The 26,410-nt window shown below is 45.6% G+C and carries 20 protein-coding genes; 14 read left to right on the forward strand and 6 right to left on the reverse strand.

The genetic code is table 11. The features are described 5' to 3' along the window. Nucleotides 1-49: 49 nt before the first annotated feature. The 7 genes from LOR49_RS00315 to LOR49_RS00345 all read left to right on the forward strand — a co-directional run bounded on the left by LOR49_RS00315 (nucleotide 50) and on the right by LOR49_RS00345 (nucleotide 7,816). Complete coding sequence (locus tag LOR49_RS00315) at nucleotides 50-1,426, forward strand: Na+/H+ antiporter NhaC family protein (protein WP_240374006.1); 1,377 nt, start codon at nucleotides 50-52, stop codon at nucleotides 1,424-1,426. A gap of 122 nt (nucleotides 1,427-1,548) precedes the next feature. Next, nucleotides 1,549-2,904 carry an amidase gene (locus LOR49_RS00320; protein ID WP_240374007.1) on the forward strand — a complete coding sequence of 452 codons (1,356 nt, stop codon included), beginning with the start codon at nucleotides 1,549-1,551 and terminating at the stop codon, nucleotides 2,902-2,904. Between the two features lie 539 nt (nucleotides 2,905-3,443). Beyond that, nucleotides 3,444-4,925 (forward strand): MFS transporter, encoded by a 1,482-nt coding sequence (locus tag LOR49_RS00325; protein ID WP_240374008.1) that lies wholly within the window; start codon nucleotides 3,444-3,446, stop codon nucleotides 4,923-4,925. Nucleotides 4,926-5,049: 124 nt separating this feature from the next. Beyond that, on the forward strand, nucleotides 5,050-5,976 hold the full coding sequence (gene glsA / locus LOR49_RS00330) for a glutaminase A (RefSeq protein WP_240374009.1): 927 nt from the start codon (nucleotides 5,050-5,052) through the stop codon (nucleotides 5,974-5,976). A 288-nt stretch (nucleotides 5,977-6,264) separates the two neighbouring features. Beyond that, the gene (locus LOR49_RS00335) at nucleotides 6,265-6,732 is read left to right on the forward strand and encodes a hypothetical protein (RefSeq protein ID WP_240374010.1); all 468 of its coding nucleotides are present in this window, start codon (nucleotides 6,265-6,267) and stop codon (nucleotides 6,730-6,732) included. After that, nucleotides 6,729-7,220, forward strand: a complete 492-nt coding sequence (locus LOR49_RS00340) for a CBO0543 family protein (protein WP_240374011.1) — start codon at nucleotides 6,729-6,731, stop codon at nucleotides 7,218-7,220. The genes LOR49_RS00335 and LOR49_RS00340 overlap by 4 nt, the downstream gene beginning before the upstream one ends. A gap of 14 nt (nucleotides 7,221-7,234) precedes the next feature. Continuing rightward, on the forward strand, nucleotides 7,235-7,816 hold the full coding sequence (locus tag LOR49_RS00345; RefSeq protein WP_240374944.1) for a uracil-DNA glycosylase: 582 nt from the start codon (nucleotides 7,235-7,237) through the stop codon (nucleotides 7,814-7,816). Between the two features lie 614 nt (nucleotides 7,817-8,430). Here the strand turns inward: LOR49_RS00345 and LOR49_RS00350 are convergent. The 3 genes from LOR49_RS00350 to LOR49_RS00360 form a co-directional block, all read right to left on the reverse strand. After that, entirely contained in the window at nucleotides 8,431-9,273 is an 843-nt protein-coding gene (locus tag LOR49_RS00350) for a malate synthase (RefSeq protein ID WP_240374012.1), read from the reverse strand. Between the two features lie 230 nt (nucleotides 9,274-9,503). Beyond that, nucleotides 9,504-9,890 (reverse strand): hypothetical protein, encoded by a 387-nt coding sequence (locus LOR49_RS00355; protein WP_240374013.1) that lies wholly within the window; start codon nucleotides 9,888-9,890, stop codon nucleotides 9,504-9,506. Between the two features lie 302 nt (nucleotides 9,891-10,192). Then, nucleotides 10,193-10,672, reverse strand: a complete 480-nt coding sequence (locus LOR49_RS00360; RefSeq protein ID WP_240374014.1) for a hypothetical protein — start codon at nucleotides 10,670-10,672, stop codon at nucleotides 10,193-10,195. Between the two features lie 721 nt (nucleotides 10,673-11,393). On the opposite strand from LOR49_RS00360, the gene LOR49_RS00365 reads away from it, so the two are divergent. Next, nucleotides 11,394-13,046: a glycerol-3-phosphate dehydrogenase/oxidase gene (locus LOR49_RS00365; protein WP_240374015.1), complete on the forward strand. Its 1,653-nt coding sequence runs from the start codon at nucleotides 11,394-11,396 to the stop codon at nucleotides 13,044-13,046. Nucleotides 13,047-13,090: 44 nt separating this feature from the next. Here LOR49_RS00365 and LOR49_RS00370 read toward each other — a convergent pair whose 3' ends face one another. Both LOR49_RS00370 and LOR49_RS00375 read right to left on the reverse strand, forming a co-directional pair. Then, a complete protein-coding gene (locus LOR49_RS00370; RefSeq protein WP_240374016.1) occupies nucleotides 13,091-13,531 on the reverse strand; it encodes a DUF2512 family protein in 441 nt (146 codons plus the stop codon). Between the two features lie 51 nt (nucleotides 13,532-13,582). Continuing rightward, entirely contained in the window at nucleotides 13,583-15,775 is a 2,193-nt protein-coding gene (locus tag LOR49_RS00375) for a YhgE/Pip domain-containing protein (protein ID WP_240374017.1), read from the reverse strand. 1,043 nt (nucleotides 15,776-16,818) lie between these two features. Between LOR49_RS00375 and LOR49_RS00380 the strand changes: the two genes are divergently transcribed. The 5 genes from LOR49_RS00380 (at nucleotide 16,819) to LOR49_RS00400 (ending at nucleotide 23,863) form a co-directional block, all read left to right on the forward strand. Further along, a complete protein-coding gene (locus tag LOR49_RS00380) occupies nucleotides 16,819-18,831 on the forward strand; it encodes a transporter substrate-binding domain-containing protein (protein ID WP_240374018.1) in 2,013 nt (670 codons plus the stop codon). A 42-nt stretch (nucleotides 18,832-18,873) separates the two neighbouring features. Further along, nucleotides 18,874-20,235, forward strand: a complete 1,362-nt coding sequence (locus tag LOR49_RS00385; protein ID WP_240374019.1) for a sigma-54-dependent transcriptional regulator — start codon at nucleotides 18,874-18,876, stop codon at nucleotides 20,233-20,235. Between the two features lie 184 nt (nucleotides 20,236-20,419). Continuing rightward, complete coding sequence (locus tag LOR49_RS00390; RefSeq protein WP_240374945.1) at nucleotides 20,420-21,394, forward strand: TAXI family TRAP transporter solute-binding subunit; 975 nt, start codon at nucleotides 20,420-20,422, stop codon at nucleotides 21,392-21,394. Continuing rightward, a complete protein-coding gene (locus tag LOR49_RS00395; RefSeq protein WP_240374020.1) occupies nucleotides 21,387-21,875 on the forward strand; it encodes a DUF1850 domain-containing protein in 489 nt (162 codons plus the stop codon). Before LOR49_RS00390 ends, LOR49_RS00395 begins: the two co-directional genes overlap by 8 nt. A 56-nt stretch (nucleotides 21,876-21,931) precedes the next feature. Next, nucleotides 21,932-23,863, forward strand: a complete 1,932-nt coding sequence (locus tag LOR49_RS00400; RefSeq protein WP_240374946.1) for a TRAP transporter permease — start codon at nucleotides 21,932-21,934, stop codon at nucleotides 23,861-23,863. A gap of 193 nt (nucleotides 23,864-24,056) precedes the next feature. Here LOR49_RS00400 and LOR49_RS00405 read toward each other — a convergent pair whose 3' ends face one another. Then, a complete protein-coding gene (locus LOR49_RS00405) occupies nucleotides 24,057-25,211 on the reverse strand; it encodes a CdaR family transcriptional regulator (RefSeq protein ID WP_240374021.1) in 1,155 nt (384 codons plus the stop codon). Nucleotides 25,212-25,374: 163 nt separating this feature from the next. On the opposite strand from LOR49_RS00405, the gene LOR49_RS00410 reads away from it, so the two are divergent. Continuing rightward, the gene (locus LOR49_RS00410; protein WP_240374022.1) at nucleotides 25,375-26,379 is read left to right on the forward strand and encodes an ornithine cyclodeaminase family protein; all 1,005 of its coding nucleotides are present in this window, start codon (nucleotides 25,375-25,377) and stop codon (nucleotides 26,377-26,379) included. The last annotated feature ends 31 nt before the right edge of the window (nucleotides 26,380-26,410 follow it).

Genomic DNA, 26,410 nt, shown 5'->3' on the forward strand with positions numbered 1-26,410 from the left:
ACATGTAGCTTACTTTTTTGACCATGAATTGAATAAAAAGGAGGTAAGGATGGTGGGCGAAACATATGGACTTTTATCTTTACTCCCAATAGCTGTTGTCGTCATTACTGCCATTATTACAAAGAGGGTTATTGAACCATTAATAGTAGGAACAATTGTAGGTGCGATATTGCTTTATGGTTTTTCTTTCTTTCCAAACTGGGTAGGGGATTTATTAGCTACGATGAGTGATCCCGATGTTGTTTGGACAATGGTCATCCCGGCATTGTTTGGAATATTGATCGCTATGTTTGGGAATTCTAACGCAGGTACAGCTTTTCGGGAGATAGCTATAAAATATGTGAGAACTAAACAAAACAGCTTATTCGCCACGTATATATTTGGAATCATTATTTTCATGGATGAATACATGAATGCGTTACTAATTGGCGGCACGATGAGAAACCTGACAGATAAATTTAAAGTTCCTAGGGAAGTTTTAGCATATGTTACAAACTCTACAGGAACACCGGTATCTGTTTTGCTTCCTTTTTCCAGCTGGGCTGTGTTTTTGATGGGGCTTTACGGGTCAAGTGAGCTGCTGGAGGGAGACGGGTTTTCTACTTATGTCTCAAGTATCCCTTTTATGGTTTATCCAATCGTCATGTTGATTATTGTTCTCTTGTTTATTTTTAACAAAGTACCGATGACAAAATACGTGAAAGAAGCGACGGCTCGAGCAGAAAAAGGGGAGCTGTTCCCAGATAGAAGTCATGCCGATTCTGAAGGTTTTGAAGAGGAACTGGAACAAAACCAGGCAAACTCGAAAAAGCCTAGATTGATTAACTTTATTTTGCCGATCATTATGTTGGTAGCCGGCACAATTGTGTTCGACATGGATTTAATTATTGGAGTTATCATCGCTATTGCAACTTGTTTTATTTTGTATCGAGTAAATGGCACCATGACCTATTCGGAGTTGTTTGAAACGAGTGTGAAAGGTGTTCAGGATATGGTGGAATTGATTGTGTTAATCATCGCAATCTTTCTACTGGTAAGGGTGAATGAAGACCTTGGGACGATCGAATTTGTGATTCATTCCGTGGAACCGCTTATTACACCTTTGCTATTGCCTGGGATTACATTACTCGTTGTGGCATTTTTAGGGTTTACTACCGGAAACTACTGGGGAACGATGGGAATCGTGTTACCTATTATTCTTCCGCTTACGCAATTAAGTGATGTAAGTGTTCCTTTGGTTTTAGGTGCCATGGTTTCCGGAGGGGTATTCGGTAGTCAGGTGTGCTTCTTTGGCGATGCCGTAACGTTAACAAGTGCCTCCACCCAAGTGGACAATATGTCGCAAATTAAAGTTTCTTTTCCATATGCATTGTTTGGATTGCTTCTATCTTTCTTCATCTTTCTTGGTCTTGGCCTTATCATGTAAAGGCTGGAAAGCGGACACTTGTGCACGTTAATATAATATTGACTAGACCTGTAATAACGGGGCTGTCCTAACTTGGGACAGCTCCGTTTTGAAAAAAAACAAAGAATCGGGAGGGGTAATAGGTGAATGACATTTTCGAATTAAGCCTTTTACAGCTGTCAACCATGATCCGCCAAAAGGAACTTTCCCCCGTTGACATCACGGACAACATGTTAAACAAAATAGAAACGCAAAACAATAAGAATAACGCCTTTATAACCGTAATGAGGGAAACGGCAATGGCGGACGCAAAAAAGGCAGAAAAAGATATAGTGAACGGGAATAACAAAGGGCCGTTACACGGTGTTCCCCTAGCTTTGAAAGATAATATTTCTGTGAAGGATGTACGTTGTACGAATGGCTCTATGGTTGATGAAAGTAGTATAAGTCAAAACGACGCAGCGATTGTCAAACAGCTTCAACAAGCAGGAGCTATTATCATAGGGAAGACAAACCTTGATGAATATGCCAATCATATGGTGGGGAAAAACAAACATTATGGAACGATTCAAAACCCGCTGCATGCTGATTATAGTGTTGGCGGATCAAGTGGAGGAAGCGCCGTTTCAGTTGCTGCTCATTTGGCTTATGGTGCAATTGGAACAGACACATCTGGTTCAGTGCGTGTTCCGGCGGCTTGCTGTGGAATTGTCGGGCTAAAACCGACATATAATTTGCTTCCCGTTGACGGTGTGACGCCGTTGTCCTGGTCCTTAGACCATATGGGGATTCTTTCTAAAGATTGTCAAGATCTATCGGTGTTGTTTCACGCTCTCGCACCAGGTGCAAAGCAAGACACGACCTATTTACCAAAGCCCGTACATATGAATCAATTGACTATTGGTATCCCAGAAACCTACTTTTTTGAAAAACTTGATAAAACAGTAGAAACAAAAATAAGAGAAGTCATTGACCTATGCGTGAAGAACGGGGCTGCCATTAAAAAGGTGAACATACCAAAAGTGGAACAGGCAGCGATCGTGCAAGAAAAGGTAATAGGGGTAGAAGCGTCTTACGTTCATGCAAGGGAATTGGCAGAACATAAAAATCAATACGAAGAAGAGAACTACGAGTATTTTAAACATGGTGCAACGATTTCCCATACGGAATACATCGAAGCATTAAAAATTCGAGAGAGGATGAGCAGGGATTTTCAACATATGTTTAATGACATCGATATTCTTCTTACCCCCACTCTTCCCATAACAGCTCCCAAGCTTACAGAAAATAAAAAGACGTGGGGAGAGGACGAAGAGGATATTCTAATGACATTATCCCGCTACACAGGGCCTTTTAACGTAAGCGGCCTACCAGCGTTACAAGTACCAGTCGGATTTGATAAGAACCACTTATCCATCGGTCTGCAAATCGTAGGGGATCTGTACAGCGAAGAACAACTGATAGCTGTCGGAGATTGGATCCATACGAAAATGATTTAAAAGCTGGGTGATGGTAGGCATCCGTGTCAAAATCGGTCTCATGGGGCGATCATAAGACCAAAAACTACGTATTTATCAAAAAAACCGGTCTCATGAAGCGTTCATGAGACCAAAAACCAGGGGAATGGGCGTAAACTTGGTCTTAAGGAGCTGTCAAAAGACCAAATTGTCGTTGTTTTTATCAGAACTTGGTCTTAAGGAGCGTTCAAAAGACCAAACTGGCGTTGCTTTTATCAGAACTTGGTCTTAAGGGACTGTCAAAAGACCAAATATTCGGTTATTTTATCAGAAATCGGTCTTAAGGAGCCGTCAAAAGTCCAAACTGACGGTGTTTCTATTAGAAACTGGTCTTATAAAGCGCTCATGAGACCGAAATAGGTGTGGGAGGGCGCAAAAGTGCCCGCTTGATACAAAATCAGCCGTCTTTTGTTTCGTACCGGTGGGGTTAGGAGTGTTTAGAGAAAAATTTGGATTTATATTTGCAGGGGAGTCGCGCATATTAAAGAGAGAAAATGTAAGCTATAAGGAGAAGACGCGCGATGAGTGGAAAAAAACGGCTTTCCTTCAAAAATAAATCAAAACAGAGCTTAAGCAAAGAGGATGTCACGGTTGTTAACACAAAGTCTGCTCGCAAGGCGGTAGTTGCGACCGCGATGGGGAACGCGATGGAATGGTTTGATTTTGGAATTTATGCGTATTTGGCGGCAACGATCGGCCAAGTATTTTTCCCTCATTCCAGCGGGACGATGCAATTGGTTTACTCGTTTGCAACGTTCGCGATCGCCTTTCTCGTGCGGCCTATCGGCGGAATCGTCTTTGGGATGCTGGGAGATCGGATCGGTCGGAAAAGGGTGCTCGCCATTACGTTAATCATGATGGCGGCCGCTACGTTAAGTATCGGCTTGATCCCGGGCTACGCAACCCTTGGTACAACTGCCACTGTTTTACTCCTCATTGCGAGACTCGTGCAAGGATTTTCGACAGGTGGCGAATACGCCGGGGCGATGACCTTTATTGCCGAGTCGACCCCTGACAAGAAACGGGGATTTTTGGCAAGTGGGTTGGAAGTGGGGACACTCGTCGGTTACATTGCCGGTGCCAGTCTCGTTACCTTTCTAACGTTTATTCTTGGCCCGCAAACGATGCTGGACTGGGGTTGGCGTGTCCCATTTTTTGTTGCGGCTCCGTTAGGATTCATTGGTTTTTATCTACGCGGTCGTTTGGAAGAGACGCCAGCATTTCAGGCGATGGAAGAAGAAAAAAGCGATGTGGATGCCCATGCGTCTGTCAAAGATATTTTAATATATCATAAAAAACCTCTTCTTATCGGATTGATCGTGGTTTTCTTTTATAATGTCGTCAACTATACCATCTTAACTTATATGCCTTCGCATTTAACGGCAGTCCTGAATTACGGGGAAACGGAGGGCTTGATGTTAATTGTGATTGTGATGGTGATTATGGTACCGCTTGTGCTGACGATGGGGTACTTCAGTGATCGAGTTGGTGCGAAGCGTATTATTCAAGGCGGTTTAATTGGATTGGTGTTTTTATCGATCCCATCCTTTCTGTTAATTGGCAGCGGAAACAGTTGGCTTGTGTTTGTAGGGTTATTGATTTTGGCTGTTTTTTCCGCATCCTTTCAAGGAACGATGCCGGCGCTCTTGCCTTCGTTGTTTTTTACAGATGTTAGAAATGGAGCATTGGCGATCACCTATAACGTTTCCGCTTCTTTGTTTGGCGGGACGGCCCCGATGCTCATTTCCTGGCTGATCGGTCTGACAGCGAGCCGGTTTATCCCCGCTTATTATATGATGTTCGCTTCCCTGATCGGTATCGGGGTGGTCACATACTTTGTCCAGGAAACGTCAGGAAAACCACTGCGCGGGTCTTCGCCGGCGGTCGCAAATAAGAAGGAGATCAAAGAAGTATTAAAAGAACCGGAAGAGGCGTTATGGTGGCATGAAGAAAGAAAAAGCATACGGAAGAAAATGAATAAGGAACCAGAAGGAACCCACTGATAGTTCGGCATAGTTTGGGATAGTTTGGGGTGCAGCGGGCGTGGATTTTCATGCGATCCTTGCCCGTTCCACCACATAAACGGACGACATAGGGTGATTTTGAATAAACGGGGGTGTGAATGAGATGGGATACATAAGCGAAACGGAACTGAGTGACCTGGTGGAGCAAGCAAAGGATTACGCCAGCGAAGGGAAAGTAGCGGATTATATACCGGCATTGAAGTACGCGAATAAAAGGGATCTGTCGATAGCGATGGTCTCGGGTAACGACATGCTTGCAGCCGGGGCGCCGGAGCAACCATTCACGCTGCAAAGTGTCAGCAAAATCCTGACCTTTGCGATCGTCCTGGATGATCTCGGTTTCGACCCCGTGTATCAGAAAGTCGGAGTAGAACCGAGTACCAAATCGTTTAATACCGTCACGGAAAGTTATAACCACAACAAACCGTTGAACCCGATGATTAATGCCGGGGCACTCGCTGTTACTAACATGATCAGCGGGAAGGGGACGGCTGAGAAATTAGAAAAAATACTCACCTTGGTCCGGCGGATGGCGGGCAATCCTGCGATTGAGGTGAATAGCAGCGTCGCCTCTTCTGAATTTGAAACGGCGCACGTCAACCGGGCGCTCTGTTACTTGCTAAAATCAAAGGACATTATTACAGGTGATGTCGATGAGCTGATGGATCTGTACTGCAGGCAATGCGCGATCGAGGTCTCGTGTCAGGACTTGGCCCGTATCGCCTACGTACTCGCAAATAACGGAGTGGACCCGGATACAAACGAGGAAATTTTACCAAGTTCGGTGGCGCGAATCGTCACGACCACGATGGCGATGTGCGGGATGTACAATGCTTCCGGTGAATTTGCCGTGAACGTAGGGGTACCCGCCAAAAGCGGTGTTTCCGGTGCGATCCTCGCTGTCGTGCCGGGAAAAATGGGGATCGGCATATACGGGCCATCATTAGATGCGGACAGTATCAGCATAGCAGGGAGGCAACTGTTGCAGCAGCTGGCGTCTCGATTGAAATTAAGCATCTTTCAAACCTGATGCCAGGCGTGAGGTTTCGTTAAAAGAAAACGCGCAGCTTTTCCACAAAAAGAAAAAATCCCTTCCCCATATCAGCTAAAACACGACCTTCCACCACTTTTTATACTGCCATGTTTTCTTGCAATATACGCACTTACCCCGGGTCCTGCACCAGGAATGGGAGCATAGGGACGATTGACTTCTGTGGGAACAGAGCGAGACCGAAGCTATGTTATAGATTACATGCGTCTGAAGTGCTGACCGTAAAAATCTGAAAGGAAAAGCCAGCGAAAGGGAGCAGCCGACAACATGGTTTTGTTTTGGAGTACTATCATCTTGCTAAATATCGGTGCCTTTGTCATTCCGAAAAACCTCCCCACATGGCAGCTATATGCGACCTCCGTTTTTGCCGTCTTGTTTCAGCAGGTAGTGGATAATTATTTTGATTTCGAATGGGATCTGTATGGTTATTTTGAAAAAGGGGTAGATGGTTTCATGGGGCTTGTCTATATATTCGGCATTTTCCCCGCGGCTAACATTATTTTTTTAACAGGATGGCAGGGGGTTGTCAAAAAAAGTGCAGGGCGCAAGATCAGCTATCTTGTGATGTGGGTGATCCTAGCCAGTGCATATGAACATTTTGCGGTCCAAAGCGGGTTTCTCTATTACAACGGATGGCAGCTGTTGTATTCCACGATGGAATACCCTGTTATTTTTCTCGTCTTGATTGTAAATCTTATTATTCTACAACGCCTTTCTCGCGGTGTTCGTACATGATGATACCTGCTGTTCTTTTCACGTTTAACTGGTGGCTGCTCGTTTTTATCATGATTTTTCCCTTTCTGATTTGGTTGAAAGTAGTGGACAAATCACGTTTATTAGAAATAATGATCGTCGGTTTGTTTGCGGGGATCATTGCTTCTTTTCTAGATATGGTAGGGGTCTCCTTTTCACTTTGGTCGTATGGGAATCAACTCTTGCAAGTCCTTCCCATGTTAAGCCCCGTCAATTTTTCTTTACTGCCATGTATATATATGCTCGTATATCAACGGATACCAAGCTGGAAACCTTATGTGATCATACTTACTCTCCTAGCTGCTTTTGGAGCCTTTGTTGCTGAGCCTGTTTTTTCCTGGTTACACATATACCACGTAATCACATGGAAATACTCTTATTCTTTTCCCATCTATATTGCAATTGGGATTGGCATCAAGGCCCTGACGGAGAAGTTGGCCGTGATTCAGCAGCAAAAAAGACAAGAGTGACAGAAAGGATGAGCATGATGCCATTTTGCCCGGAAATTTGGCCGGAAGACCCGACGCCGGCAGACGAATTGAACTGCAAGGAATGCGGGCTCTATTCACAAGGGACGCGGATGGTTTGGGGAGAAGGCAATCCGGAGGCACCAATCATGGTGATTCTTGATAATCCAGGTGCCCGCGAAGATCGTGAAGGGAACCCTTTCGTATGCGGCACCCGGCAGACACTTCAAGAGGCCATCCACGAGGTCGGAATGAAGAAGGAATCCTTTTATGTGACATACATTTTAAAAAGGCAGCCCCTTCGAACATACAAGAAAGAGCAAGCGCGAAGCATTTGTATGCATACCCACTTGGATAAACAGCTTACCCAGCAAAAACCCAGCCTCCTATTATGCCTGGGTAACGTGGCCGTTCAGTCTTTTTTTCAAGACCCCGAAGCGGAAGTGAAACAGTTGCGCGGAAGTTGGCATTGGGTAAAAGGATACGAAACCGCCGTCGCCTACCATCCACTCGCCATCAGACGCCGCCCCAATTTACGCACCCGGTTTATCGAGGACTTGTTGTTGGTAAAAAACAAACTGGGCCGTCGCGTGGAATAGGTCTTAATTGAGCGTTTTTCATTTATAAGACCGAAACGCCAGTGGAAAACGAGGAAGTGGTCTTAAGGAGCGCTCAAAAGACCAAACGGCGTCATTTTTGGGTAAAACTTGGTCTTAGAGAAGCGTCTAAAGACCAAATTGTTGATGAAAGTCGCGCCAATTGGTCTTAAGGAGCAATCAAAAGACCAAAACGCCCGGAGAAAACGGAGGAAGTGGTCTTAAGGATCGTTCAAAAGACTAAACGGCGTCATTTTTGGGTAAAACTTGGTCTTTGAGAGGCGTCCAAGGACCAAAACATTGATGAAAGTCGTGTCAATCGGTCTTATAAAGGGTTCAAAAGACCAAAACGCCCGAAGAAAACAGAGGAAGTGGTCTTAAGGAGCATTCAGAAGACCAATCTGCAGGGTTTTTTAGCAAGACTTGGTCTTCTAGAGCCTCCATAAGACCGAAACACTGAGGATTATCATTGAAATCGGTCTCATGGATCGTTTATAAGACCCAAACCTAATTTCCCTCGCTAAAATTAGTTTCATGAAACACAAAACTTCCTTTCTAAGCAAAAGCTTAGGAAAGGAAGTTGGTTGGAGGGGAGGGGGCATTGTCCTAATTTCTGATTAGGATTGCTTCAAGCCGCCACTCGCCTCTGGGATGTTATCGATGTCAAGGGCATTCACTTGGCAGAAGTATTCGAGGAAGTTCGTAACCTCTTTTATTTCCTCTTCATCTGTTTTTAAGGCAGCAATGTCTTTTAAGATCTGCGCCGTCCACACGTTATCGAAATAACGATATTTCCCGGATCCCCATGTCATTCGATGAGGGTAGCTTTTGTTAATATAATAATTCCAAAATAGCATTTTCTCTGCTTCTTGTTCGGTGAGCTGGATTTTATATTCCGCGTGCGACGGGATAATGCCGTCTTCGCTAAGGTTACCGGAGAATGTTTCGGCTACCATGTAGAGTCCGAGGATCCGTCTGTCAGTTTCTGGTTGATCCGACGCTCTTGCAGTCAGAAGCGTGGCGCTGTTTGGACGCAAACGAGCCGCTCTGTTTGGCTGGCCCTTATTTTTCCCGCTTTGACTCACGCCGGTAAATACTTGCCAGTCGGTAAATACTTGTTGTTGCTCTTCCTCGTCCAGCCAGAAAACAAGTTGGGAGCTTTCATGAATTTTGTGGTTCTTCAGCATGTCCTTGCGCTGCTGTTCTAGCACCTGCCGCTCTTTTTCTTCCTGGCGTTTCTTTTCAAGTGCTTCTTGTTCCATTTCCTTTTTCATAAGGGCTTTCTTCAAATGGTGTGCAGCATTTTGGTCGTTTAGTGTAATAAATTTCCCAAATGCGTCAGGGTAAACGAATTTCTTAATGTTCTCATTAAAATTAATGGTGATGACCGATTCATCCTGATCTACGACATTACCTGACCCAAAAACCTTATGGGTTACTTCCTCGTCAATTAAATTCACGAATACACTCTCCTTATACGTAGTCAACAAAAAAACCGCACTCAAATTCTTTCTGAAAGAAGTTGCGTACGATTGTGCGAATGCTGGCTCCGTATTATTCTATATATATAGTATCATATAATCGAAAAGAATGCAAATTTGTTATTGACAATGGTTCTTTTGTCATCGTATAATTGAAAGTTTTGAACGAAAGGGCGAGCAAAGGGGTAGTGTTGCGGAAAGTTTGGCTTTTAGGTTCTTCGCTGTAATTTCAAAAACAAATGGGTCACACCATAAGAAAGAAAGACAACCGCCACATCGAGTAAAGCCACATAAAACAGATTCATCCCCTTATGAAGGCGGACCAGGTCAATGGCAGACATCGGCACATTGTATCCATATGCAAACAAAAAGCAACCGATTGCCGAGTAAATCCAGAAGTTCTTTTTATGGTTCGTGCAATATTGATAAAGCAGCATAAACACGACTGGGAACAGCACCGCGACAACCGAGGTCCCCTGTGGCAGCATGTAGAATAGGCTGTGGGCATAGTTATAGTAGTTATGGGACGTTAAAAAACTTCCTACTACATACCAGAGAACATGCATGAAAAAGCCGAAGAAAGCAATTTCAAACACTCTCTTCCGGTCGACACAAACCAGACAATGAGTGGGACAACAAAAGTAGCGAGGTTGATCCAAAAATAGCCCGTCCCCATATTGGAGTATAACTGCCAATGTTCCTTGAGCAGACTACCGAGTTCCTCTTTCTTTTCAAAAATTTTCATATATAAATCATGTTCGTTCACCCGTCCTGCCTCCTTCCCGGGTTTGCATAGCAACATAATAAGAATTCGATACATGTATTATTCCCTTTTTTAAGCCATGCTATGCAAATAGGAGGTTCGTTCCTCAAGTACCGAAGAGGATGGTGGAAGCCTTTATTTCTTGTAGTCCCATAAAATTTTCCACTCGTTTTGTTCTTTTGCAGCAAATACAGGTTGGGTGATGTCAAAATGGCCGTATTTTCCTTTAAAAGTCATGACGACGTCCATTTGGTACACTTCCTCCAACGTCGTTGCGTCCTTTTCCATCTGCCAGTTTTCGATTTTCTCCGGTTTACCGACCGAATAGAAAAATGTATTCACCCCAAAGTGATTCAAAAAGACGTGGGCACGGTCCTGGATATAGTGTCCTTTGGTGAATTTATTTTTCATATCCGAATGAAACAGTTGCCAGGACTGGGCAAAGTCACCTTGTTGCTCGTAATCATAGAAAGACTCAACGGTGCTCTTGGCCTGTTCACTTGGCGAAGGTTTTATAAAAAAGAAAGCAAGGGCGAGGAATAAGACGAATACGAAAATAATAGCCAGCAGCACAATCCCTTTGTTTCTAATAGTAGACCACCCTTTTTGTCTCATATCTATTCACGAGAAATTGGATTTAGTAGTGCCTGACCACCCAGGCAGAAAAAATAGAAAGAAGGGATGTAGACGAAGCATCGGCCCCGACAAAAAGTGCGCAATCCATCCGAACAAAAATTCCGTAATTCAGTAGAAATCGGACGTAAGAAGCGTTCAAAAGACCAAAGCGTCGGGTTTTTTGATAAAAATTAGTCTTATGAGGCATTCAAAAGACCAAAGCGTCGGGTTTTTTGATAAAAATTAGTCTTATGAGGCATTCAAAAGACCAAAACGTCGGTGGTTTTGATAAAAATTGGTCTTATGGAGCGCTCAAAAGACCAAAACGCCTGGTTTTTTGATAAAAATTGGTCTCATGGATCGTTCAAAAGACCAAAATGTCGGATTTTTTGATTAAAATTGGTCGTAAGGAGCGCTCAAAAGACCAAAACGTCGGTGGTTTTGATAAAAATTAGTCTTATGAGGCGTTCAAAAGACCAGATTTCCGTGTTTTCCCCCGTGAAAGTGTCTGATGATCAGGGTTTGTGCATGTCATGTGACCGAAAATCATGGAATTCGAGGGAAGACCGGTCTTATGAACACGTGACGGAATTCAAACTAATCGATACGCGGGCGCGGGGTTGTTTTTTTCTTGCATTCCTTGATTTCTTTGGTAGTCTATCGCTAAGGTTGCCCGAATAACGTAGAAGGAAAGACACGTCGGGCTAAGGAGGGGGATTGTATGCGTTTTTCGAGTTTGCAGCGGGATGAGTGGCTGGAGAAAATGGAAAAGACGGCGTATGATTTGCTCGTGATCGGCGGCGGAATTACCGGGGCGGGAATTGCGCTTGATGCGGCGAGCCGCGGGATGAAGGTGGCGCTTGTGGAGATGCAGGATTTCGCGGCGGGGACGTCGAGCCGGTCGACGAAGCTGATCCACGGCGGGCTTCGTTATCTTAAGAACGGGGAGTTACGGCTGGTAGCGGAAGTAGGGAAGGAAAGGGCGGTCGTGTATGAAAACGGCCCGCACGTCACGACGCCCACGGGCATGCTGCTGCCGATTTATCGCGGCGGCTCGTTAGGAAAATACAGCACGGCTATTGGGTTACGTCTCTATGATTTTTTAGCAGGGGTGAAAAAGGGAGAGCGCCGGAACATGCTGTCGCGGGCGGAAGTTGTAAAGAAAGAACCTTTGTTAAAGCAGGAAGGACTCGTGGGTGGGGGTTATTACGTGGAATACCGAACGGACGACGCCCGTTTAACGCTTGAGGTGCTCAAGCAGGCAGTGAATTACGGGGCGGACGCGGTCAATTATACGAAGGTGGACGGGTTTGTTTATGAAAAAGAAAAAGTGGCCGGCGTGACAGCAATCGATCAACAGAACGGGAAAAAACGAACGATACATGCAAGAAAGATCGTCAACGCGGCGGGTCCGTGGGTCGATACACTACGTGAAAAAGACGATTCCAAATTAGGAAAGTTTTTGACCCTCACAAAAGGGGTTCATCTCGTGTTTGACCAAAGCGTTTTCCCTTTAAAACAGGCGATCTACTTCGATAACGCGGACGGGCGGATGCTGTTTGCGATTCCGCGAGAGGGAAAAACGTACGTCGGCACGACCGATACTACATATACGAGCGACCTGGCGCGTCCCCGCGTGACGGAGGAGGACCGTGATTACCTTCTGCGCGCAGTCCGTTCGATGTTCCCGTCGCTTTCACTTACGGCGGAAGAGGTGGAGGCGAGCTGGGCTGGATTACGACCATTAATAATGGAAGAAGACAAATCGCCGTCTGAGATTTCCAGGAAGGATGAAATCTGGGAATCGCCGTCCGGACTGATCACGATCGCCGGCGGAAAATTAACCGGCTACCGGAAAATGGCCGAAACGATCGTCGACCTCGTCGCGAAAAAGTTTAAAGAAGAGCGCTACAAACTTTTTTCACCAAGCATGACGGCATCCCTTCCGATTTCCGGTGGCGATGTTGGCGGAGCGGTGCATTTTGAAAGTTTTATCCAACGAAAAGGAAACGACGGAAGCAAGTTGGGGCTAAGCAGAGAAAACGCCGAGACGCTTGCGAGACGTTACGGATCTAATGTAGACGACGTATTTGCCATCCTAGAAGAGTTACGAAAACGAGGCGGCGAAAGCGAGTCCGAGCGGCTCATCGATGCCCAACTCCAATACGCCATCGAACACGAAATGGCCGTCACCCCGCTTGACTTTTTCATTCGAAGAACCGGTGCGATGTACTTGAAGAAAAACTGGGTGCTGACTCACAAAGAGCGAGTATTAGAGTGGATGAGCGAAACATTGCAATGGAGTGAAGCAGAAAAACAGGCGCATCGGAGAGAGCTCGAAGACTACCTCAAAAGCATGTCCGTCCCTTGGTGAACGAAACGAGAGGCGCCCGTTTCGTGGAAGGAACGGGCGCCGGCTTACGAATAAACACGCGGGTTTTTCGTAATAAGAGCGTTCACGACGTATTTGTGATAAAACCATTCGCAAGCTCCAATGAGAAGGGCCGCGACGAGAGCGAGAAGGAACGGAACCGGGTCATTCAGCACGAAAGGACCGAGGAGCCAAATGACCAAAGTGTTTAACACAATATCAGCGATGGTGGAAACAACATTATTCGTGACAGGAAATACAAACAGATCTCCAATCAAATAAGAAGCTCCGATGACAATGGCGGATAACAGCAGCGTCTTCCAAAGCGCATACCCATTGAAAAAAGACAAAAAGACGACGAGAATAAGCATCACAAGTATCGTTTTGACCGCGAGGCTGATGACGTGCTTCATGGTGCTTTCCCACTTTCCATGTTGGTTGTTTTGCTTATGCTTTGCTGTCGGAAAGGAAAATATTCGTTTCTGCACGTAAAAGCGCCCGTTCTCATGCAACGGGCGCTACCTTTATGGCTGCTGGAATCAATGGAACATGCCGGATTGCCGTGATTTTTTCACAAGTTTTTCCGTTTGTTTGTTGATCGGTTTTTTCAGCCAGGTGCCAATAACAAGAAAGGCCAGACCGAAGAGCGCGAGGAAAAGCATGTCGCGTTGGGCTCTTTCCCACACGATGCCGCCGAGTGCTTCGCGCATCAAGTCAATCGCATACGTAAACGGCAGAAATGGGCTGATCGCCTGGAAAAACTCAGGCAAAAGGATAACCGGATAGGTGCCGCCCGCTCCGGCAATTTGCAGAACGAGCATGACGATAACGGCCGCTTTGCCGACGTCACCGAAAATAGTGACGACCGTATAAATAATCGTGACGAATACGAGACTGATCAATAAACCGAACAAGATGAACCAGACCGGCTCACGCACCTCCACATGCAAAAGGAACAAGTCCCCGGATGTGACGATCAAGGTTTGTAACAGGCCGATCGTCAGAAACGTGAACAATTTGCCGAAATAGCGTTCCGACACCGTGTAGGGCGACGGGTCATGGACATCAGTTGCGAGTAACGAGATCAAAAGCAGGCCCCCGACCCAGATCGCCAGCACGGTGTAAAACGGGGTCATGCCGGAACCGTAATTGGCAATCGGAAACAGCTCATTTTTGTTTAGTTTTACAGGCTCTTCAAAAAAGCTGCGCTCGGCGTCTGGGTCGTTTTTCAGCAGTTCAATGATTTCATGAATATCCGTTTTCCCTTGAATGTCACGGATGCGGTTCGCAAGCTCGTTGATTTTCGTGCGGATATACGGATATTCGTTCGCGATCTTTTGCAGCATTTCTTCCCCGTCGGAAAGCGTGGTGTCCGCATTCTCCAACACTTGAGCCACTTCGGGAATCGTTGATTGAATGTCTGTTAACACGTCGCTTCCGGTGGCGAGTGTAGTTTTGGCTGTATTCATTTTTTTTCTTACGGCAGGTTCGATGTCTTGATGGTATTCTTCGAGAAATTGCCCAATCCGGGTATCCGTGTTGGCGGACAGCTCTGTAAGATTAGCAAGTACTTGATCGACCTCCCCGTGTTTGTCGGTAATAAATTGGTCGATAGTACCGGCATTCGATTGCATCTCCTCTAAGGCTCCACGCAAGGTAGCAACGTCGGCCGCGGCTTTATCAAGAACGGCCTGAGCGGCTTCCTGCCGGCGGTTTGGGGCAGAAGCGTCCGGGTTGTCCGTGTTTAATTCACTCAACCGTTCCAGCGCTTGTTCCACTTTACTCAGACGTGTCACCGATTCTGTTACGCGTGCGTCAAGCTTGTTCATTAATTCTTCTTGCTTCTCAAAACTAATATCAGTGTTCGTCAAGTCAGTTAGAAAGTCATGGACCGTGCTTGCGGTTTGCTGTGCTTTTTTCAGGTCGGCTTCGATTTTCGGCGCCAGTTCATCGAGCTTATTTTCTGCTTTGGCCAGGAGCGCTTCGGTGTCATGAATGGTCTGTAACCCTTCCTCTGTCGCGTTCTTGGCATCAGGAAGGCGCGCTTGGGCTTTCTCAATAATCCCTTGCGCCGTGCTGGCTTCATCAAGACCGTCTTGGAGCAGCTGATAAACGTCGGGCAGTTGTTCTTCGGCTTGGAAGATGTACGTTTCAAATGCCTCAATGTCGGGCAGCTGACTTTCAATCTCGATCCCGAGTTTATTGAACACATCAAAAATGACCCCATTAACAGTCGAGATGAACTGTCCGCTTACTTTCTGGACGATCACGCTCGCTCCTTTTTCGGTAATTTTCGGAGCAATCGCATTGATTTTTTCATTGACATAATAATCAATCGTGGACTTCTCGGGGTGGTCGCTCATGACGGTTGCCATTTTTTCGGAAAAATCCTCCGGCACCACAATCACCGCGAAATAATCCCCGTACTCCAGTTTATCCATCGCCGTTTTCCGGTCGGTGAATTGCCAGTTGAGCGAGTCGTTTTCTTTTAATGTTTCGACAAGCTCCTTTCCGACGTTCATGTCATGGTCCCGGATCGTCGCCCCCTCATCCTCGTTCACGATGCCTACCGGGATTCGATCGGTTTGGCCATACGGATCCCATGACGCTTTAATATTGAACCAAGCGTACAACGACGGCAGCACAATCAGCCCGCCGATGATAATCAGCGCCACCCAGTTTGTCGTAGTGTTTTTCAAATCATGACGATAAATAGACCAACTCTGCTTCATGCACCTGTCCCTCTTTCACTTCGTGTGACCCACAAAGCCATTTTGAATTTGTCGCTTCTTTTATTATGGTACCAAAACAATCATTTTACGCCACCCCAGCCACAAACACCGATAACCAGAGAGAGATGATTGAAGTCGTGAAAAAGGGGCTTGGTGAAGATAACGTCGTCATAGAGGTGGTATGCGGTCGTGAAAAAGAGGATTGGTAAAGATAGCGACATCATAGAAGGCGTATGCAGTCGTGAAAAAGAGGATTGGGAAAAATAACGACGTCATCGAGACCGTATGGAGCCGTGAAAAAGGGGCTTGGCGAAGATAACGTCGTCATAGAGGTGGTATGCAGTCGTGAAAAAGCGGATTGGTAAAGATAGCGACATCATAGAAGGCGTATGCGGTCGTGAAAAAGATTATTGGGAAAAATAACGACATCATCGAGACCGTATGGAGTCGTGAAAACACGGATTGGGAAAAGTAACGACGTCATAGAGGGTGTATGCGGTCGTGAAAAAGAGGATTGGGAAAAATAACGACGTCATAGAAGGCGTATGCAGTCGTGAAAAAGAGGCTTGGTGAAGTTAACGGCGTCATAGAAGTGGTATGCGGTCGTGAAAAAGAGGATTGGGAAAAATAACGACATCATCGAGACCGTATGGAGTCGTAAAAAAGAGGCTTGGTGAAGTTAACGGCGTCATAGAGGGTGTATGCAGTCGTAAAAAAGCGGATTGGTGAAAATAACGACATCATAGCAGCGGTATACGATTGTGAAAAATTGCTAAGCAGAAAATGGCAGCGTTGAATCTATGTAAAGAGCGTCTTATGAAACTGTTATAAGACTAAAACTAAAAAGATCACTGGGTAAATTGGTCTTATGAGTTGCTTATAAGTCTGCTTTTAGCGCCAAAGTCCATGAATTGGTGTCTAATCGGGGCGGTTATGTAAACGGAGAGGGTGCGGCAGCCCCTGTTCTTGAGTATTTGAAAGTCTTCGCTCCATTCAAGTGTCTTTTATAGTAAAATCGACAAAAAGGAGAGGGGGCTCGGGTTTTGTTGAAACGATGGGTGTGGTTGTTTTGTGTTCTCGGCTGGTTTGCGTTTCCGGCGCTGCTTGATGCGGAACAGGAGGCAGCAAAGGCACACAAAGAGGATGTCGAGGAGCAGGAACGGGTATGGATTGCCGCGTATGATCCGGATTTGCCGCCGATGCACATAGAGGGGGAGGGAAAGGAGTTAACGGGATTTTCCGTGGATGTGTTAAACAGCGTTGCGGAGCGAACAGGAATGACGATAAAATATGTCCCCCTGTCGAAAGAGGAGTCTCTTGCAGCGATCGAAGCGAATGAGATTGACATGATTTTATCGATCAATTTTTCGGAACGGCATGACAGCGTGCTGGATTTCAGTGATTCTATTCTCTCCACTGCTGCGGGCATTCTTGTACCCGCCGACACAGATAGCATTCACGGGATCTCCGACGTCGCGTCCCACACGGTGGCGGTACAGCGGAATACGGTGGAGTATGATTTTTTGCAAAATATCAGGCGCGTTAAGTATCAGGTAACGAGTAATCAAGTAACGGCCCTACAGGTTATGGATCAGGGGAGGGCTGATGCGGTTGCGGGCAATGTGTTAACGGCGGAATATTTTCTTAAAACCCATAATAGGGAAGACAACTATATCTTTGTTGAAGAACACATGCTGCCGCTTGAGTATTCGATTGGGGTCGGAAAGGAAAAATACACACTATTAAATCAATTGAACCGCGGTATTCGGGAAATGAAAAGTGACGGGACGTATACCGAGTTGTACGAGAAATGGTTTGGCGAGGAAGCGGGACTCGCGCCTGAACATTTGTGGACGGCTATCCGCATTATTGGCACGCTGCTCGTGATTGCTATTATCATCATTCTTATTTGGGTACGTTGGAACCGGCAGCTGCAAAGGGAAGTAGCGAGGAAAACGAGTGACTTGCATGATGTGAATGAATCGTTGAAAGAGCAAATGGAACAGACCAAAAACAGTACAGAATTTCAACGACAAATTTTAAATTCCAGTCCGCGCGGGATTATAACGATGAACGAAAAGGGACGAATTTCCTCGATGAATCCGCGGGCACAAGACATTCTCGGTATAAAAGAACACATAGAAGGTCAGGCGTTTACCAGCCATCCTTTTTTAAAAAAGCTATTAGAAGAAAAATTCCCTATCGTGCTGAAAGGGGAGGGGAAACAATATTTAGGACTGGAAACCACACGGATGACAACAGACAATCAGCTGCAATATTTGCGCTACTATGTTTACCCGTTATACGACTTTACTGGTAGTGTGACAGGAATTATTTTTGGGCTAGAAGATAATACGGAAGAACAGATGATGCGGCTGCAAGTGTTCGAACAAGAAAAAAGCCAGGCACTGGTCAGGGTCGTTGCCGGTATCGCGCACGAGATTCGGAATCCGCTATCGTCCATCAAGACATTTGTCGAGCTCTTGCCAAAGAAATTTCAGAGCATGACATTTAGAGAGAAAATGACGGCTTTTGTGCCCCAGGAAATTGACCGCCTGAATCAGCTGATAGAAGGTCTGATTGATTACGCCCGGCCGGCTAAACAACAAAAGGAAGTAATCGACGTGACGCGCGTCCTGCAAGACTGTGCACTGTTATTTGAGGCAACTGTTGAGAAAAAAGGATTTGATTTGCATGTAGAATGGTCGGAAAATTTATATATGAAAGCAGACGCGGACCAGTTGAAACAGGTTATTATTAATTTAATCATTAATGGAATCGATGCCATGGAAGAAACGAATAACAGAGGTTTGACCTTGTCTATGCGAGCGTGGCAGAAAGAGGACCTTATTCACATCGTACTGGAGGATGAAGGGCCGGGGATAGCGGAGGACGCGAAACAAAAAGCATTTGAACCTTTTTTTACGACGAAAGAAAAAGGCACTGGCTTGGGATTATCGGTTGCGTACCAATATGTCAAAGAAAATAACGGTCAGATGGCGATAACGGGAACAAACGATGGAACGACTATCCATTTAACTTTCCAAGCAGCTTAAGCCGCGCTCAGGCGACGGATGCGAAGATAGGGGGGACGAGAAGTGGCCAATATTTTAATCATTGATGATGAACCTTCCATTTGTTCGGCGCTCGAATTTGCCTTAGAAGATGCGTACCAGGTAGGAAGTACAACGGATCCGGACGAAGGCCTTCGGATCTTGATGGAAGAACAGATTCATCTTTGTCTGCTCGATTTAAAAATAGGGAGCCGGGATGGCCTTGACGTTTTGCAGAAAATAAAAAAAGAGCAGCCGGATACAGCTGTCGTTATGATTACCGCTTACGGTACCATTGATTCTTCGGTAAAAGCTTTACAACTGGGGGCTTATTCCTATTTAACGAAACCTATAAACATGGCGGAGTTGGAGTCGGTTATTGAACGAGCGCTTCATTATACGGAGTTGAATAAAAAGGTAGAGTACCTAACCGGAGAGCTAGAGCGAAAGTATAATTATGAAGGCATGATTGGGACAAGCCGAGCAATGGAGAGAGTCTATCAAGTAATTAAAAAAGTAAAAGAAGTCGATACGAGTGTGTTAATTACCGGCGAGAGCGGCACCGGAAAAGAATTGGTTGCGCGGTCCATTCACTTTTCAGGTAAAAGAAGACAGCAACATTTGGAGACGATTAACTGTGCCGCCATCCCCGAAGCGCTGCTCGAGAGCGAGTTATTTGGATATGAAAAAGGAGCGTTTACGGGTGCTGATACAAAAAAACGCGGAAAATTTCAACTGGCTCATAAAGGAACGATTTTTCTCGATGAGATTGGAGATATGCCGTTAGCCTTGCAGGCAAAGCTTCTACGAGTGTTGCAGTTAAAGGAAGCGACCCCGCTCGGATCGAATAAATCGGAAAAAGTGGACGTACGTGTCATCGCGGCAACGAATAAAGATTTACAGCAGGCGGTGAAAAAAGGGGAATTTCGAGAGGATCTTTATTTCCGCCTTCATGTGATTCAGATTCCCTTACCGCCGCTTCGTGATCGAAAAGAAGATTTGCCGTATCTGATTAAGCATTATCTCGAAAAGCTTAATCAAGATCTAAACAGGGATGTAAAAGGATTATCGAAAGAAGCAGAAAGTGCCTTATTTCGCTATCATTTCCCGGGAAATGTTCGAGAGTTGGCAAATATTATCGAAGCTGCTATGGTGTTGTCTGATGGTGACATGGTTGAATTGGATGACCTTCCTCCGTACATACTGGGGGAGAAATGGACACCTGTTTCGGCAGAAGAAGCAGCCTCCTATTTTGTCGGTTCGACGATGAAAGAAGCGGAAAAACAGATTATTCAAGCAACGTTGAAAGCAAATGACGGCCACCGGAAGCAAACCGCGGCAATGCTTGGGATTAGTGAGCGTAGTTTACGAGACAAAGTAAAGATGTACAACGTGACCGATTCATAAGCGGCAAAATATGCCGGGCAGGCAAATATTGCCGCCCTTTTTTTATGCTTTATTTTTAGTAGTTATTTGATATTTCCCTGTTTTAAGGGTTTTCACACGTTTTTTATGAAAGCGTTTTATTATGGCATGAAGGTTGCATTATACATAGGACAATACATTCAAAGGGGGAAATAACGTGAAAAAAATGTTGACTGCAGTTATTTCAGCAGCTTTTATACTTACAGCTTGTGGGAACGATGGAGGTCAATCAACAGAAGAGGGGAGTGCCGGCGCGGCCGGTTCCAGCTTTATTACGATCGCAACCGGAGGAACGTCCGGTGTATATTATCCGATCGGCGGGGCCATTGCCAAGATTCTTGAAGGTGCAGAGGTCGCGGATACATCGGTACAAGCGACGGGAGCCTCGGTAGAAAATATTAACCTATTAAGCACAAACCGGGCAGAATTGGCGACCGTTATGTCTGACAGTGCCCTGCAAGCTTACGAAGGCAGTGGTGCGTTCGAAGAGGAGGAGCCAAGAGAGGACCTTACAGCCATTGGAAATTTATATCCAAACTACGTACAAGTCATAGCACCTGCTGATTCAGGTATTGAAAGCGTTGCCGATTTAAAAGGAAAAACAGTCGGAGTAGGAGCGGCGGCGTCTGGAACCGAATTGAATGCGCGCCTTATCTTAGATGCATACGGTTTAAGCTATGACGATATCGAAGAAGATTATCTATCGTTTGCCGAGTCGGTGGATCAAATGAAGAATGGGATGGTGGACGCTGCTTTTATCAACAGCGGTATTCCGAACTCCGCCGTTATTGACTTCTCCACACAACATGATGTGAAAATCCTGCCGATTGAAGGAGAAGAAATGCAGTACTTATTGGATAGCTATCCATTCTTCCAAGAAGGGGTCATCGAAGCAGGAATGTACGAAAACGAAGAAGACGTGAATACGGCGATGATACAAAATATTCTCATGGTAAAGTCAAGTCTTAGTGAGGAAGAAGTCTATAACATTACCAAAACGTTATTTGATAACCTGGACTCTTTGCATAGTGCTCATAACGCCGCCAAAAACATTACCGTGGAAGGTGCAGCGGAAAACGTGGTGATTCCCATTCATGAAGGTGCGAAGAAATATTATGAAGAAGAAGGCGTACTTGAATAAGATCCGATCGCTGAAAGGTAGAGGCGTCTTCATAGCGGCGCCTTTCCTTCTACTTGTCATAGTATTGTTGACGTCAGCCGGTACTGCTGAAAAAGAGGTAGTGGTGATCCAGAATCAGAGAACCGGAGAGGTGTACGGCGAAGAAGAAGCTGTCGCCGGCATGAAGCTAACCGTAAGCTGGATTCATTCGGTAGAAAAAACAAAATGGCAGGATACCATTCTCGTGAATGACGAGGGAGAATTGATCCTTGCCGAAACCCGCTTTCAATCGTACGGAGCAGGAGTGGATCACGAAAGCAAAGAGGACGTCGTTTTGGAAGACGGGAACATTGTATATAAGAACCTTAATAAAAAACTGGCGTGTTATCAGTGGATTCATTCTCATGAAGCCGAACACACGGTTACGATAAACGACAACCGCCAACTTAGTAAAGAAATACCGCACCATGAAGCGGTAGAAATATGTGTAGAAAGCAGGTGAGGGATGTGGAGAAAGAAGTGTATAAAGGGAATGATACTCCTCATTTGACCGCCGACATGGAAACCGATGAGGAAGTATTGAAAAAATATGACAGTGAATCAAGGTTCCGGGTCTTCCAGAATCCCGTAGTTCCGAAAATTGTAACCATTTTGGCTGTGTTTTTATCTGTCTATCATTTATATACGTCGTATGTGGGAACACCGCAAACATTGCAGCATCGGTCTCTTCACGTGGCAGTCGTACTCGCGCTTATTTTTATTTTGTACCCGCCTTTTAAACGATCAACTGCCAAAAAGGTGCCGATATATGACATCCTGTTTGCACTCATCGCCTTTTCAACAACGGTCTATTTCTTCATTGATTATACCGCCATTATGAATCGCGGTGGTCTGCCGAATTCGACTGATCTCTTGTTCGGAGCCATTCTTGTGCTTCTTGTCTTAGAAGCAGCAAGACGTGTTACTGGCTGGGCTTTGCCGGCACTAGCCGTGCTTTTCTTCTTGTACGGCATGTTCGGAAATATGATGCCGGGAATATTCCGCCACCGCGGCTACACGTGGGAAGATTTAGTCGGTTTTATGTACGTGACAACCGAAGGAGTGTACGGCACTGCGATCGGAGTGTCCGCTACGTATATTTTCCTGTTTATTCTATTCGGAGCTTTTCTCGGAAAGTCGGGGATGGGCCAATTTTTTAATGACCTTGCCTTAGCGGTTGCTGGTCAGTCTAAGGGAGGGCCGGCAAAGGTAAGTGTTATTGCTTCTGGATTTTTAGGAAGTATTAACGGTTCCGCGATTGCCAACGTCGTAACAACAGGGGCTTTTACAATCCCATTAATGAAAAAAATCGGCTACAATAGAAATTTTGCCGGTGCGGTAGAAGCCGCCGCTTCCGTCGGCGGTCAGATTTTGCCCCCGATCATGGGTGCCTCCGCCTTCATTATGGCGGAAATGCTCGGTATCCCGTACACAGATATAGCTTTAGCCGCGTTGCTTCCTGCGCTGTTATTTTACGTGGCCAGTATTGTTCAGATTCATCTGCGCGCCACAAAAGATGGATTGAAAGGGATTTCTCGTGAGAATTTACCGCAAATTAAGCAAGTGATGAAAGAACGAGGTCACTTGTTAATCCCGCTCGTATTCTTACTGTACATGTTATTCTTTAGCGGTCGCACGATTATCTTTGCAGCTTTCCTGACCATTGTCGTTACCGTTATCGTGGCCATGTTTCGGAAAACGACGAGAATGTCGTTTAGAGACATTGTGGATGCCCTGGAAGACGGGGCCCGCACTGCCTTAGCGGTAGCGATTGCCTGTGCGGCGGTTGGTATTATCGTCGGTGTCGCTACGATGACTGGTTTTGGTATTAAACTTGCCAATGCTATTGTAACTCTTGGAGGAGCAAGTATTTTACTCACGCTTCTTTTTACCATGGTGGCTTGTATTATATTAGGGATGGGACTCCCCAGTATCCCGACGTACATCATCACCGCGACTATGGCAGCACCGGCGCTCGTACAGCTTGGAATCGAACCGCTTGTGGCTCATTTATTCGTATTCTATTTTGGCATCTTTGCCAACATTACGCCTCCCGTGGCCCTTGCCGCTTTTGCTGCGTCCGGAATCGCAGGAGGGCAGGCTATGAGGACCGGCTTCATATCGATGAAACTAGCCGTTGCCGGATTCATCGTACCGTATTTATTCGTCTTTAACGACTCCCTGCTCTTGATTCATACAACGATAGGGGAAGGAATTCTTGTTGTCGTGACATCTGTCCTCGGTGTCATCATGCTTGGCACTGCGACAGAAGGCTACCTCATGACCCATATGAATCCAATTCTGAGGATCCTATTATTCGCAGGAGCACTGATGTTCATGACACCAGCGCTTATCCAGGACGCTATCGGGCTTGCCATTATCGTAGTCACTGTCTTCTTCCAATGGATGAAAGCGAAGAAAAAAGGAATCGCAGCCCTCAAAGCCATTTGATACGGTGGCTTGCATCAACCAGACGTCAACCGGTCCCACGAGAAGCACCCGTGGGACCGTTTTTGGTTGAAATGTGTGTAAAATAAGTCTCAAGAAGCCTCCATAAGACCGGCTTTAGCTAGAAACTATGAAAAAAGTGTCTTATGAAGTCGCCATGAGCCCCTTTTTCAGCCAGAATCTATGAGAAAATGTCTTAAGAAAGTTTTTGCATGTGAAGCAACAGCAGTAACGTCATCGCATGGCGGAATGTCAGTGGGTCGAGGCCGGTGATTTGTTTCATTTTTTTGAGTCGGTAAAGCAGGGTATTGCGGTGAATATATAGTTTTTTTGCGGTTTGGGTAATATTTAAGTCGTTGTCACAAAGGCAGTAAAGGGTTTCGTGGAGCCCTTTATTCCGAGGCGAAAGAAATTGTATCAAAGACGGGTCTAGGGTGATGTCGTCTACCACCTCTTTTTTTACTTCCAATAGTATTCTTTCCACAAACAGGTCCTGAATCGATAGGATCCCTTCCGAGTATCCGAGACGATCCGCAATCGATAGCGCTTGATGGGCGCCCTGATAGGCGGATCGCATGCTTGTTATTCCGCAGCACTCTCCTCCTGCCCCCACTAAGAACTGCAGATCGTGTTTTCTTTTTAAAAACTCATACAGCTCCTCGAATTCTTCCATAGGTGTAGAAGCGTCGTGGTGCCGTTTAAAAATAGAGACGATGTCGTTGTTTGTATGGCAAACGATCGTTTGTGGTTCTTGTAAAAACTCCGTAATCGAATCTATGACGTTATGGATCACTTCTAAAAACTTTTCATGATCGAGGTTGTCCGGTTGCGTTCTTGCTGTTTTATCGGTGACCTTAATGGCAAAGGCATACCGTCTCAGGTCTAAGTTGATATTGTTCACCTGTGCTAACGATTTCATTTGCCCACTGTTGAATTGCCCGTATAGAAGTTCTTGGATAAATAAATCAAAGGCATCGGACCTGATCTTCGAGAGTTCGAAATGCAAGCGCTGCTGGTACATCATTTCGACCTGATTTTTTATTAATTGAATGTAGCCTCTTACGATGTCCGGATTGCCGCGTATTCCGACAGCGCCAATGACATTATCAGTAAAAACAATCGGGCAGGCAATGCCGGCATAGGCTCCGGGAATATCTTTCACTTCCTCTTCATCATGCTCAATCAACTGCTTATGTTGAAAAACTGCATCAATCCCACCGTGAATCGTATTGATTCTTGATCTGTCTGACGAACCGATAATCAGTCCTGACGAATCAATAATCGTCACGGGGTACCCACAAATGTCAGTTGTCTTTTCGGCAATTCTCTGTGCCATACGATGATCTAACATGTTTCTAAGCCTCCCGGAGATTCCAATACCAATCATTTTGTATAGATTGCACAAATTCCCTCCTTTTATTTCATACTCTTAATACTATACTAATAATTCAGTAAATAAAATATAATCTAATGAACAGGCACCAAACATTTCAATACAGGGATGTGACAGGAACATGAGGAATTTTTGCGGGTTGGAAGTGGGACGGGACTTGCTGTATATCAGTCGGGATGACATTGTAGGAATGGAACGAAAACAAACAACTATCATTCATTTAATAGAACGGTCCCTGTCCATTCACGGAATGAAAGAAGTAGAGATGCCGGCTAAAATTGGCATCCATCCGAAGGAAAATACATTTATTCACGCGATGCCTGCCTACATACAAGAACATCAAGCATGTGGGATAAAGTGGGCTGCGGGTTTTCCGGAAAACAGGGAGTTGTATGGTCTGCCTCAAATTACCGCCTTACTCACGCTTAACGATCCGGAGACGGGATTACCTGTAGCGGTTATGGACGCGTCGTGGATAACGACAGTAAGAACGGCTGCTGTTACTGCCGTTGCCGCCCGGTATTTAAGTAACACTAACTCGGAAACGTTCGGGATGATCGGCTGCGGGGAAGTAGGAAGGAAACATGTGGAGTTCATCGCCAATGTCTTGCCGAAATTAAAAAAGATTTTCATCTATGATGTCTCACCGCAAGCGATGGAGCGGTTGATCCAAGAGATTCAACCGCAAATGGAAGTCGAGATCATACAAGCCGCATCGATGGAAGAAGTGGTGAAAAGCAGTTTAATTGTAGCATCGGCAACCGTTATTACCGAGCAGCCTCGTCCGCAAATAAAAGACGAGTGGATTCGAAAAGGGCAGACGATTCTGCTCTGTGATCTTCATACGCTTTACGAAGATAAAACGATGAAAAAGGCGGATAAGTATTTTGTTGACAGCATTGAACAAAACAAGCTTTTTCAAGAATATGGGTATTATCCTGCTGGCATTCCCACGATTAACGGCGAGTTAGGAGAAGTAGTCGCTGGTCTTAAGAAAGGACGGGAGCATGAAAATGAGTTAGTTATCGGTAATAATATCGGCATGGCTGTTGAGGACATTATGGTTGGAAAGGCCATTTTTGAAGCAGCCGCAAACCAAGGCATTGGGCAAACGCTTAAACTCTGACACGTTCAAAACAGGGCAGAAGGTGGTGGGA

This window comes from Bacillus piscicola (assembly GCF_022458745.1).
In the GTDB taxonomy this organism is placed as follows: domain Bacteria; phylum Bacillota; class Bacilli; order Bacillales; family Marinococcaceae; genus Alteribacillus_A; species Alteribacillus_A piscicola.